Below are 11,439 nucleotides of genomic sequence, written 5' to 3'. Positions count from 1 at the left end.
TTTGAGGGAGTAACAAGCAAAAACATCCCACGTTTGTCGATAAGAACATCCATTAAGCAGCATCACAAATAAAACCACTAAAAAAGCAGTGAACCAAACTAGGTTCCACTGCTTTTTTCTCTTATTAACCCAACTCTTTAGCCAATGCCCGGCCTGCTTGCCTTCCTGTAAACAGACAGCCTCCGACGAACGTTCCTTCTAATGATCGGTAGCCATGAATTCCCCCGCCACCAAATCCGGAAACCTCGCCTGCTGCATACAGACCTGGCACAGGATTACCAGAGGCATCCAGAACTCGACCAGACAAATCCGTTTGAAGGCCGCCCAACGTTTTTCGGCTCACAATGTTTAATCGGACAGCAATCAATGGTCCCATTTTTGGATCAAGAATTTTATGTGGGGGAGCAACCCTGATCAATTTATCCCCTAAATAATTCCTGGCCCCGCGCATCGCAGTAATTTGAAGATCCTTCGTAAACTTATTTTCTATTTCACGATCTCTCGCTAAAATTTGCCTCTCGATGTGATCGAGCTTAAGTAATGGATTATCAGTAAGCTTATTCATTCCTTCCACAAGTTCAGGAAGGGTATTAGCAATGACAAAGTCCTCGCCCTTATCCATGAATGCTTTTACAGGCGCAGTCGGGCCTGGAAGTACACGCGCCAACACTTTCTTTATACTCTTTCCTGTTAAATCTGGATTTTGCTCGGAGCCAGATAAAGCAAACTCTTTTTCAATGATTTTCTGAGTTAAAATAAACCAAGAATAATCGTATCCTGTTTTCATAATCGCTTCAAGAGTTCCTAATGTATCAAAACCCGGGAAATTCGGTGCAGGGAATCGATTTCCGTTCGCATCAAGCCAAAGTGAGGAAGGACCAGGAAGGATTCGGATTCCATGCATAGGCCAGACAGGGTCCCAGTTTTTTATGCCCTCGGTATAGTGCCACATTCTGTCGCGATTAACGATGCGTCCACCAGCTTTCTCCGTAATACCAAGCATCCTTCCATCCACGTGTTCTGGTACACCTGAAATCATATTCTTTGGTACTGCTCCAAGCCGTGTAGGCCAATTTTTCCTAATCAACTCGTGATTTCCGCCAATCCCGCCGCTGGTTACTACAACGGCTGAACTAAGAAATTCAAAATCGCCAATGACTTCACGGGAACTTGCTTCCCCTCGGGCAGCATTACTTGGCACAAGGACGTCACCACGGACCCCGGAAACCGCTCCATTTTCCTTTAATAATTCATTCACACGATGGCGAGGACGATAAGTGACAAGTCCCTTTTCCATTGCTTTTCTGACTCTCTCCTCAAATGGTTTAACAAGGCCAGGACCAGTACCCCAGACAATATGAAACCTTGGTACTGAATTACCATGTCCTTCGGCTGTGTAGCCTCCACGTTCTGCCCAGCCAACCACTGGGAAAAAACGAATACCCATTCCAGTCAACCACTCGCGTTTTTCACCAGCAGCGAAATCCACATAAGCTTCCGCCCATTTTTTTCCCCAATAATCTTCATCCTCTTCTCGATCGAAACCAGCGGATCCTAGCCAGTCTTGCCAGGCCAAGTCACGGGAATCCTTGATTCCCATTCGTCTTTGTTCGGGTGAATCCACAAGAAATAACCCTCCAAAAGACCACCAAGCCTGTCCTCCGAGAGACGCTTCAGGTTCTTGATCTAATAGCAGTACCTTCTTTCCTGCATCAGCCAGTTCTGCAGTAGTAACTAATCCTGCAAGGCCGGCTCCAACCACAATCACGTCAAATTTCAAATGATTTTCCTCCCCGTCGATAACAACACGTTTATATGTTAATGGTAAATATTGTTTTCTGAAAAATCAATATCTTTTATCTAGATAAAATTGTTAATAATTATTTGATATGATTAAGGTATCAAAAAAACCAAATGAATGGGAGTTTACTAATGATAACTGAAAAGGAAAAAATGGTAAACGGAGAAATGTATAACCCAGCAGACTCTGAACTAGTAAAAGGTAGAGAAAATGCACGAAGATTGACTCGATTATACAATCAAACACTAGAAACAGAGGTTGATAAACGAACCGAATTACTTAAAGAACTTTTTGGAACAACAGGGGACAATATATATATTGAACCTACTTTACGGTGTGACTATGGATACAATCTTCATGTTGGTGAGAATTTTTATGCAAACTTTGATTGCGTATTTTTAGATGTTTGTGAGATACGCATCGGTGATCATTGTTTTATTGCTCCAGGAGTACATATATATACGGCTACCCATCCAATTAATCCTTACGAAAGAATATCTGGTATAGAATATGGCAAGCCAGTCACAATAGGGGACAATGTATGGATAGGGGGACGAGCGGTCATTAATCCAGGAATAACAATAGGAAATAATGTCGTCATTGCATCCGGGGCAGTGGTTACAAAAGATGTACCCGATAACGTTGTCGTTGGTGGAAATCCCGCAAAAATAATTAAAGAAATTGATTGCTAAGAAAAAAGTGGAGGAGGCTTCGTGATGATAAAAGCTGCACTATTTGATCTAGATGGCACTTTGCTGAATCGCGATGCTTCTGTACAAAAATTTCTCTTGAATCAATATGAAAGACTAAACAATTGGCTTGGACATATTCAAAAGAAACAGTACATATCCAGGTTTACTGAATTAGAATGCCGTGGGTATGTTTGGAAGGATAAAGTCTACCAACAAGTACCATTGTGTCTCCTTTCCATATGTTACAGAAATGTTGGAGGAACTAAAGAGTCGGTCAATTTCTTTAGGATTGATTACAAATGGATTAGGAAAGTTCCAAATGGATAATATTAAGGCTTTAGGGATTGATACATACTTTCAGACGATCCTCGTGTCAGAATGGGAAGGTACTAAAAAACCGAATCCTGAAATATTCAAGAGAGCCTTGGGTTCACTTGGAGTTCAGCCAAATGAAAGCATATACGTGGGTGATCATCCTGATAACGATATCCGTGCAGCCCGCGCAATTGGTATGGTAGGAATTTGGAAAAAAGATGCACAGTGGAACCATGTTGATTCAGATTTTACTATTCAAGGATTGGAGGAAATTCCTCCGATTATCCGCTCGCTTAATTGTATCTGAGACTAGTTTGTCCAAAAAAACGAGCCGTTATTTTCCCGCTATTATCCAATCATAAACCATTTCCCTATAAACCAAAATAAGATAGTTCACTCATTCAAACAAAGGGGATGATGGAGTTTGAAATGGCACAAAACGATTCTTTCTATGATACAGCAACGACAGGACAAAAAAGTGGCTTTAGCAGTAGATACATCCACTAATGAAGCACCTGTTATCCTTATTAATAACATAGTAAAGCTGTTTGAAACCGTTAAGCCAGACACGCTCTTGGTTCAAGCAGATTTTAAGATCCGAGATATTTCCCCAGTAAAAAGTGAAACCCTTACTTTTTATACACACGGGAAATCTTCCTATACATTAGTGCTTGAGTGGGCAAAAGAAGAAAAGATAGACACACTGTTTTATATTACGGATGTAACCGGCTTTTTTTCAGAGGACATGGAAACAGTGGATTTTGAATTATTTTGGCTTGTACCAGGGCAATTCCTACCGAGAGTACCATTTGGAAAAGCAATTAAAGTCGCATAAGAATATCAATCCCTCACTTAGTGGGGGATATTTTTGTGCGACGGGCAGTCGTACCTTTGCTTAATACAAGCATGAATTTACTGTTAAAGGTTGGGTTATGTTACTTCGGTAATAACAGACCCCGAATCCTGGAAGGTTTATTCTCTCGGAGGTGTAAGTCCTCCCGTAGGCATACTGGTAGAACCTACGAAGACTAATCTAGGGCATTACTGTGAGGTAGTGTTTGAAGGAGATGCGGTAAATCGAGAGACCCGTAGTCGGATGAGCAGACCCAAATGCGAAAGCGTGAAGCACATACGGCAGGATAAGTCGGCGACCGTGCGAAAATAACGGGAAGCCCGAACTTTAAAGCTTCTTAGCCAAAGAACCAGTCGACTAAGGAGGGCTTATCAAGTGATGGTGCTGGGTATGTTCAGAAGGAAAGTGCGATGACCCCGTGAGGTCTCCACTTTAACTTTAGGTGTTGATATATAAGGGAAATCCGAAGTTATCAATACAAGTGGAGAAGTCAGACGCCCTCATAGTACGGAAGTAAGATTGCGACCAAACGTAATCTGAACGGAAGGGGGAGCGACCTCGTGGCTCTACATTTATAAAAGTGTGTAATGATAACAGTATACGTTACCTCGGTAAAAACGTACTGGAAGTGCACAATGAAAGGTGTGGAATAAGCATTGAATCAAGAACTAAAGTTCAAATGGCACAGTGTATATGGACAAATTCTCTTCGATAGAAAGCTAAAAACAGCTTGGGAAAAGGTTAAGAGCAATAATGGGGCTGGAGGTATAGATGGAGAAACAGTCACAAGTTACGCAAGTAACGAAGAAAAGAATCTCAAGCAGTTACTCCAGAAATTAAGACTTAAAGAGTACACCCCGTCACCAGTACGAAGAAAATATATTCCCAAAAAGAACGGAAAACTTCGTCCACTGGGGATACCAAATATTGAAGACCGTATCGTTCAGCAAGCTGTGGTTAATGTACTTGAACCTAAATGTGAAGAACTCATTTTCCATAAATGGTCATGCGGCTATCGTCCAAATCTTGGAGCTAAAAGAGTAATGCAAATCATTACTTGGAATATCGAGAGTGGTTACAATTATATTTACGATTGTGATATTAAGGGATTCTTTGACAATATTCCTCATAAAAAGTTAATGAAGATACTTAATAAATATATAGCTGATGGAACTATACTCGATCTAATTTGGAAATGGCTTAAAGCGGGCTACATGGAAGAAGGAAAGTATCACAAAGTAGACTCAGGAACCCCGCAAGGGGGTGTGATTTCACCATTACTTGCGAATCTCTTTCTAAATGAACTTGATTGGGAACTTGAAACCCATGGAATTCACTTCGTCAGATATGCCGATGATTTCCTCTTATTTGCCAAAACAAAAGAGGAAATTGTGCGTGCAGAATCAATAACAAAACAAAAGCTAGCTGAATTAGGGCTTGAGATCTCCATCGAGAAAACGAAAATCGTCGATTTTAACCATGATGATTTTGATTTCCTTGGATTCACTTTTGAGCACTGGAGGAAAAGGAAGAGAGATGGAAAACCATACTACATAGCTAAACCAAAGGATTCTACATGGAAAGACTTTCGCCAAAAGATAAAGGATAAAACAATGAAATCCCTAACTTTTAGCAAAGAAATGTGGGTTGAACGTGTGAATCAAGTAATACGGGGAAAAGTAAATTACTTTTTAACACTTTGGAATGCGATAAACGAGAATAAAAAGTATGGAAGAGAATTTTCATGTTTCTTCAACGTTTTCAGAGATAACTTATTAGCCATAGATAGCTATATAAGAAGAAGACTAAGAGTAGCAATGATACATGACCATCCAAGTCAAAACAAAGGGCATAAGATGAAAACAAAATGGGGAATAGAGTTCTTTGCGAGGATTGGATTAGTTCCAGCATTTCAATATTATTATGGAAAGCAATATGGACATACCATTGAGGACTACATTCAGTACATGAAGGTAAAACAAGAAAAGAAATATAAAAGAAAACTACAAAGAGCCAAAGAACGTGGAGAGGTTTACTTCACAGCCAAAAGAGTCCAAATGATTAACTGTGCACAGGGTAAAACAAGGTATTCAATGTAACATGTTGGTAAGCCGTATGCCTTAATAGGGCACGTGCGGTTTGATAAGGGGGAAGCCTCGTGAGAGGTTTCCCTACTTTATTTGAAAAAAAGAAGGATAGATTGTAAAACAAAGCGAATACATGAAAATGAACAATTCTAGACACAGTGTGGAAAAAATGAATGATTAATTTATTTAAGTAAAGGAAAATAATTCATGATAAAAGTGATTGATTTACAAAATAGGAATCTAGCAAAGGAATTGTTGGAGCTTCAGAGGGCATCCTACCTGATTGAAGCTGAGTTAATTAATTTTTTCGAAATACCACCACTAAAAGAGTCTTTGGAGGAATTAATTGAATGTAAGGAAACTTTCCTCGGTTATTTCGAAGAAAAAACACTCGCAGGAGCCATATCCTATACAGTGGAAGGGGACGAGTTGACGATTTGCCGAATGATTGTTCATCCTGCCCATTTTAGAAAAGGAATTGCACAGAAATTGTTGAGTGAAGTAGAGAGCTGGAATTCTCAACTGTCCGTTTATAAAGTATCAACGGGTAAAGATAATCCCCCAGCCAAGAATTTATATCTGAAAAATGGATTCACATTCGTAAGTGACTTTGAAGTAGTACCAGGATTATATATTAGTAATTTTGAAAAAAGAAAGGTGGAAGAAGCATGACAACAACAGCGTTATCCCATAAGCAATTAGCGGTGAATTGTTTTAATATGGTGTGGGACCTGCTGGATTTGGCTGAAAGAACAAAGGAAGAGGAAGAGAAGATGATTCATCTCGCGCATTCATCCCTTTGGCATTGGTCTCAGGTGGAGGATCATACGGCAAAAAATCTATCGATTGGATATTGGCAATTATCTAGAGTGTATTCCACTGTTCGATTAGGTGAAAGAGCGGTTTACTACGGTAATCGGTGCCTTGAAGTAAGTTTAGAACATAATATTGAACCTTTTTATATTGGATATGCGTATGAAGCCTTATGTAGAGCATACGCTTTATTAGGTCAGACGGATGCTTCTAAAAAGGCGTATTCAACTGCATTAGAATATGTACAACAAATTGTAGATGAGAATTCAAAAGAGATGTTAGTAAAGGATTTACAGACGATTAAATAAAACAGTGGAGGCTGCCTTTTTGAGACAGCCTCCACTGTTTTATTTGTCAATATTAATCTCAAATTCTTGGATTGAACGGCGTTTCTCATCATATCTTTCGCTGTAGTTACCGTTAGTATATGTAGAAATTATGTTTCTCCAGAACGCTTGAGCTGGATAGTTTTTTTCAATTTGCGTAATGTGCCACTTTCCAGAAAACATGTTAAAAAGTTTGGTTGCAGCTAGTTTTCCAAAGCCTTGACCATTATATTTTCGAATGATAAAAAATTCGAGAATAGTGTTAGGTTCAGTTTCACTAGCACTTTCAACTAAAGCAAAACCAATAAGTTCATTTTCTTTTTTTATGAAAAAAGGGTGAAGGTTGGGGCTGCTCCAGTAGGGGGCTAAATCAAAAGGCTTGTAAAGCCCGTTCTCCTCAAGTGTGATAGTCGAAATATACTGTGTAAATTCATAGATGTAGAATTGCATTAAGTTATGTAATGTATTCTCATCTTCCTTCGAAACTCTTACTAATTCAATCATTATATCCTCCAACATTTTATATCTCGTATTACTACATTTGACATTGCCTCCTTATTTTCCTTTATATGCAAAAAAGGAATTTTACATGTGAGAATCTAATATAAACAATATCGATATTCTAGAATAAGAGGAGAACAAGATGGACGAATCAAAGTTTTATGCATATTGTCTGCAAGGAGATGTTCCAGCAGCCTATGAATACCTTCGCTCAATAAAGAATAAGAACAAAAAAACCCAAGCACTAGAATTGAAGTATCATCGTAGATTCTTTACAGAAAAACCATTCTTTCAAATTAAATCCAACGATTCTTGGATTAGAAAAGTATTACTAGCTTACTATCAATACTTTATTGCAGTTTTAACAAAACAGAATACATCAGAAGCAGAAATCCAACTAGCACAATCACTTGCATCATGTATTCCTGATAACCCTTCTGATATGGATCTTGATCAGATAGAAGGTCAATTAGAGGTGATATTTAAAAATAAAGGTTATCACTTCTTAGGTGGTTTAACTGGCCCTTTTAGAGGTCCTTTTATATGGAAGACGATGGAAAAGAAAGAATTTAAGGTTGAACTTCCATACCATACGGAAGAGATAACCGTGTATTTTTTATCGGATTTTCTACTTCAAAGCTGGATACATTTTTCGACCTTTGGGGAAAAACGTGCAGGTGGTTGGGCAAAGCCTGAAGGACTTTATTTTGTAAATGATCGACCGAAGAAAAATAAAATAAATCTGGACGGTACCGAGTTCCAAGTTAGCTATTTAAAACATGAGGCCCAGCATTTAAGTGATTATACACGTTTCCCTAACTTGAAACCTAAGGATTTAGAATACAGGGCAAAACTTATAGAGCTAATTTACGAGCCAAAGTCTTTTAGATTACTAAAGAAATTCTTCTATGAGGGAAAAAATGATGCAAGGTTTCCCCATCCGTATTCATCTTATGTGTTAATGGAAAAATTAACCAGACTAGCTTTTGGTCAAGACAAGACAGAAGAACTCGAAAAATGGAAAACGATGACACCATCCTTGATTCAGAAATGGGCACGGAACTTATATGACGAGCATACTATGCAATTAGAGAAAATCGGAGCAAGGGTAGATGGGGTAATTTAAAAATATGGAACGGATATCAACACCCAAGTGTCACATAGCCTAAGTGAAAAAACAAAATAAAGACACCACGGGTAGGATAGCTTAAGAAAAATAATATATCCCCAAACAAATATGGTAAAATGAGGATATGAATTCAGATGAATATTAAGGGAGGATGAGTAATGACAAAGAAGAAAAGTGAAACGTTTGAATGGGTTAAATCAATATTGGGTGCTCTTGTTATAGCATTTATTATTCGCTCTTTTTTCTTTACCCCCATTGTTGTTGACGGTAAATCAATGAACCCCACTCTCCAGGACAAGGACCGTATGGTTGTAACTAAAATTGGGGAACCGAAAAGATTTGATATTGTTGTGTTTCACGCCCCAGACGGTACGGATTACATAAAACGTGTAATTGGACTCCCAGGTGATAGCATTGAGTATAAGAATGATATTTTATATATAAATGGTAAGGCATATAACGAACCTTATTTAGAAAAATACAAGAAAACACTAAATGGAGGAACATTAACAGGCTCTTTCACTTTAAATGAAACCGCAGTAGGTAGCAATACTGTCCCTAAAGATTGTTTGTTTGTAATGGGAGATAACAGAAGGAAAAGCAAAGACAGCCGTGTTATTGGAGCGATACCAATGGAAAAGGTAATAGGGACAACAAATGTTGTTTTTTATCCGCTAAAAGAAATTAAAATCGTAAATAACTAATTGCTGCTTATGCATATAGTTGGACGGGTCTCTATAACTAAGAGAAATTTTAAAAGCCTATCAAATGTTTTGATAGGTTTTTACTTGCTAAAAATTTGTAAATTGGATGTATTCTAAGACATTTCCAAAGGGGTCTCTAAAACTAACGAATTTTCCTGGAGGACAATCAGTTGGTTCATCTACAATAAATTTCACTTCTTTTTCTTTTAGCAATTGAACTGTTTTAAATATATCTTCAGTTCGTAGACCTAAAGCAACTCCGGAAATTTTATTATCTTGATTATAAATAGCGTTTTCGTTTTCCTCTAAAACGATTGGTAACTCTCCGTGAACCAGTGATACTATTTTAGGACCATACTGCTTATAAACTTCAAATCCTAAAGTATTGGTATAAAAGTCAATTGCTTTACTGATATCTGGTACATAAATACCTATAACACAAACTTGATTACTCATAAAATAGTCATCTCCTTCTTTTGGTATCATTGTAATATTCTATATATGTAAATAATTATCCTTTTTCTTATTCAGCAAAAAATTACAAGTGTTTAAGAAGGACCGTAAATGCTGCGGTTCTTTTTTTCTTAATGAAGTAAAACGTTTAGTTCAATAAGAATTGTTATAATAGAAATAAAATCTTAACTGCTAAGAGGAGAATAAAATGTTGAAAAAGGTTAAAAATTGGGCGAGGAATTTAAAAAGACAGATATTTATTCTTTACTTTGCTTGTAAAGATGAAAGAGTACCTTGGTATGCTAAAGTATTTACGGCTTGTGTTGTAGCGTATGCCTTCAGTCCAATTGACCTAATTCCTGATTTTATACCTATTCTGGGCTATTTAGATGATGTAATTCTCGTTCCATTAGGGATAATGATTGCGTTAAGGATGATACCAAAGAGTGTAATATCTGACTGTGAAGTTAAGGCCGAAGAAATGATGAAAAACGGTAAGCCGAAGAATTGGATAATCGGTTCAATAATAGTATTGATTTGGGGTTTAATAATAATATGGGCTATTATAAAAATTTATCGCTTGTTATAAGGTTAACCAGTTTTTACTGGTTAACCTTTTTTTAATAGAATCTATTATATCAGTAGCCAGGGTAGGACGTACGGGTGCGTTAGTTTAAGGTTGGGGTTGATGTTCAGCCCTTTTCCTTGTTGAAGTAACGGATAGTTGAAGAAGCAATTGTTATCAAGCAGGTAAATTTTATTCTTATCTTGAATAAATAGTGGAATGAAATTAAAGAGGTTGGGATAAAAATGTTTAGGATTTTATTAACGTCAAACGGGTTCTTTACTGATCAAATTAAACAACAATTTTTACAACTTATCGACGATCAATTAGAGAATAAAAAGGCAACAGTTATTACCACGGCATCACAACAAAAACAAGACAATAAATTTGCGATTAAGGCGAAAGAAGATTTGATTGAAATGGGGTTTAATCTGATTGATTTTACCGATATAGAGTTCGACCAACCTGATATTCTTCGAAAATATGATGTAATCTATATTAACGGAGGAAATCCCTTTTATTTGTTATATCACTTAAAGAAAAGTGGAGCCGACTTAATAATAAAGAAATTAGCTAAACAAGGTGTTATTTTTGTAGGAGTAAGTGCTGGTGCAATGATTTTTGGACAAAACATAGAAGTGGTAAGGCTTTTTACTCCCCAGATGAACAATGTACAAATAAATGATCTATCAGCGATAGGTTTAACCAATAAAATAATTTTTCCACATTACGATAGAGAAGATTTGTTTCCAGATCCACTAAGTAGGTCAATTGAAGACAGGTTAAAAGTTTTTGAAAGTTTGACTAATTATCCAATTGCAAGGCTTAAGGATGATGAATATCTACTTGTAAAGTAAAGATGCTTTGCTTCAATAAGACGTAAGGTATTTTCTTCTTTAAGTAACGTAAGCAGGTTAATGATAGAAGGATTTATTAACGTACTTGTTGAATTAGCTAAAAAGAGACAAATATGGGGGTGTCACATATGAAAAAAGACCTACTAGAATACATAAAGGTTGCGAGTTTTGTTATTATAGCGGTTAGTTTATCTGTTATTGCTCGGAACTCCTCTAAAGAAACTTTATATCTCCAAGAAATCGAAGATCGATTAGGTAGCATTTATGTAGCACTGAATAATCGTTAAAACTTGGATTTTTATTTGACTAGGGTGCGTTGATCCAGGAAGGATTAACCGCCTTT

At 37.2% G+C, this 11,439-nt stretch carries 13 protein-coding genes and 1 pseudogene; 11 read left to right on the top strand and 3 right to left on the bottom strand.

Features of this window, described 5'->3' with window-relative positions; genetic code table 11:
- Positions 1–124 precede the first annotated feature (124 nt).
- Positions 125–1,780: an FAD-binding dehydrogenase gene (locus QFZ87_RS17980; RefSeq protein WP_309864245.1), complete on the bottom strand. Its 1,656-nt coding sequence runs from the start codon at positions 1,778–1,780 to the stop codon at positions 125–127.
- A 152-nt stretch (positions 1,781–1,932) separates the two neighbouring features.
- Here QFZ87_RS17980 and QFZ87_RS17975 point away from each other — a divergent pair, with 152 nt between their 5' ends.
- From QFZ87_RS17975 to QFZ87_RS17950, 6 genes and pseudogenes are all read left to right on the top strand, one after another.
- Entirely contained in the window at positions 1,933–2,493 is a 561-nt protein-coding gene (locus QFZ87_RS17975) for a sugar O-acetyltransferase (protein ID WP_309864243.1), read from the top strand.
- Between the two features lie 24 nt (positions 2,494–2,517).
- Positions 2,518–3,115, top strand: a pseudogene (locus QFZ87_RS17970) (HAD family hydrolase).
- Between the two features lie 117 nt (positions 3,116–3,232).
- Positions 3,233–3,643 (top strand): vWA domain-containing protein, encoded by a 411-nt coding sequence (locus QFZ87_RS17965; RefSeq protein ID WP_309864241.1) that lies wholly within the window; start codon positions 3,233–3,235, stop codon positions 3,641–3,643.
- A gap of 674 nt (positions 3,644–4,317) precedes the next feature.
- On the top strand, positions 4,318–5,760 hold the full coding sequence (gene ltrA, locus QFZ87_RS17960; RefSeq protein ID WP_309861704.1) for a group II intron reverse transcriptase/maturase: 1,443 nt from the start codon (positions 4,318–4,320) through the stop codon (positions 5,758–5,760).
- Positions 5,761–5,955: 195 nt separating this feature from the next.
- Complete coding sequence (locus QFZ87_RS17955) at positions 5,956–6,420, top strand: GNAT family N-acetyltransferase (protein ID WP_309864238.1); 465 nt, start codon at positions 5,956–5,958, stop codon at positions 6,418–6,420.
- Positions 6,417–6,869 carry a hypothetical protein gene (locus QFZ87_RS17950; RefSeq protein WP_309864236.1) on the top strand — a complete coding sequence of 151 codons (453 nt, stop codon included), beginning with the start codon at positions 6,417–6,419 and terminating at the stop codon, positions 6,867–6,869. Before QFZ87_RS17955 ends, QFZ87_RS17950 begins: the two co-directional genes overlap by 4 nt.
- Positions 6,870–6,908: 39 nt before the next feature.
- Here the strand turns inward: QFZ87_RS17950 and QFZ87_RS17945 are convergent, their stop codons facing one another.
- Complete coding sequence (locus tag QFZ87_RS17945; protein WP_309864233.1) at positions 6,909–7,391, bottom strand: GNAT family N-acetyltransferase; 483 nt, start codon at positions 7,389–7,391, stop codon at positions 6,909–6,911.
- Positions 7,392–7,530: 139 nt separating this feature from the next.
- On the opposite strand from QFZ87_RS17945, the gene QFZ87_RS17940 reads away from it, so the two are divergent.
- Both QFZ87_RS17940 and lepB read left to right on the top strand, forming a co-directional pair.
- On the top strand, positions 7,531–8,514 hold the full coding sequence (locus QFZ87_RS17940; RefSeq protein ID WP_309864230.1) for a hypothetical protein: 984 nt from the start codon (positions 7,531–7,533) through the stop codon (positions 8,512–8,514).
- A 161-nt stretch (positions 8,515–8,675) separates the two neighbouring features.
- The gene (gene lepB / locus QFZ87_RS17935; RefSeq protein ID WP_309864228.1) at positions 8,676–9,221 is read left to right on the top strand and encodes a signal peptidase I; all 546 of its coding nucleotides are present in this window, start codon (positions 8,676–8,678) and stop codon (positions 9,219–9,221) included.
- Positions 9,222–9,308: 87 nt separating this feature from the next.
- Here the strand turns inward: lepB and QFZ87_RS17930 are convergent, their stop codons facing one another.
- On the bottom strand, positions 9,309–9,707 hold the full coding sequence (locus QFZ87_RS17930; RefSeq protein WP_309864225.1) for a VOC family protein: 399 nt from the start codon (positions 9,705–9,707) through the stop codon (positions 9,309–9,311).
- 175 nt (positions 9,708–9,882) lie between these two features.
- On the opposite strand from QFZ87_RS17930, the gene QFZ87_RS17925 reads away from it, so the two are divergent.
- From QFZ87_RS17925 to QFZ87_RS17915, 3 genes are all read left to right on the top strand, one after another.
- Positions 9,883–10,263: a YkvA family protein gene (locus QFZ87_RS17925; protein ID WP_309864222.1), complete on the top strand. Its 381-nt coding sequence runs from the start codon at positions 9,883–9,885 to the stop codon at positions 10,261–10,263.
- A gap of 221 nt (positions 10,264–10,484) precedes the next feature.
- Complete coding sequence (locus QFZ87_RS17920; RefSeq protein ID WP_309864220.1) at positions 10,485–11,096, top strand: Type 1 glutamine amidotransferase-like domain-containing protein; 612 nt, start codon at positions 10,485–10,487, stop codon at positions 11,094–11,096.
- Positions 11,097–11,209: 113 nt separating this feature from the next.
- Positions 11,210–11,383 carry a hypothetical protein gene (locus QFZ87_RS17915; RefSeq protein WP_309864217.1) on the top strand — a complete coding sequence of 58 codons (174 nt, stop codon included), beginning with the start codon at positions 11,210–11,212 and terminating at the stop codon, positions 11,381–11,383.
- The last annotated feature ends 56 nt before the right edge of the window (positions 11,384–11,439 follow it).

This window comes from Bacillus sp. SLBN-46 (genome assembly GCF_031453555.1).
Lineage (GTDB): Bacteria > Bacillota > Bacilli > Bacillales > Cytobacillaceae > Neobacillus.
This window is presented reverse-complemented; position numbering and strand designations above follow the sequence as displayed.

Coding starts and splice junctions, on each gene's coding strand:
- QFZ87_RS17975 (WP_309864243.1), top strand. CDS start 1,933: ATGATAACTGAAAAGGAAAAAATGGTAAACGGAGAAATGTATAACCCA.
- QFZ87_RS17955 (WP_309864238.1), top strand. CDS start 5,956: ATGATAAAAGTGATTGATTTACAAAATAGGAATCTAGCAAAGGAATTG.
- QFZ87_RS17950 (WP_309864236.1), top strand. CDS start 6,417: ATGACAACAACAGCGTTATCCCATAAGCAATTAGCGGTGAATTGTTTT.
- QFZ87_RS17945 (WP_309864233.1), bottom strand. CDS start 7,391: ATGATTGAATTAGTAAGAGTTTCGAAGGAAGATGAGAATACATTACAT.
- QFZ87_RS17940 (WP_309864230.1), top strand. CDS start 7,531: ATGGACGAATCAAAGTTTTATGCATATTGTCTGCAAGGAGATGTTCCA.
- lepB (WP_309864228.1), top strand. CDS start 8,676: ATGACAAAGAAGAAAAGTGAAACGTTTGAATGGGTTAAATCAATATTG.
- QFZ87_RS17930 (WP_309864225.1), bottom strand. CDS start 9,707: ATGATACCAAAAGAAGGAGATGACTATTTTATGAGTAATCAAGTTTGT.
- QFZ87_RS17925 (WP_309864222.1), top strand. CDS start 9,883: ATGTTGAAAAAGGTTAAAAATTGGGCGAGGAATTTAAAAAGACAGATA.
- QFZ87_RS17920 (WP_309864220.1), top strand. CDS start 10,485: ATGTTTAGGATTTTATTAACGTCAAACGGGTTCTTTACTGATCAAATT.
- QFZ87_RS17915 (WP_309864217.1), top strand. CDS start 11,210: ATGGGGGTGTCACATATGAAAAAAGACCTACTAGAATACATAAAGGTT.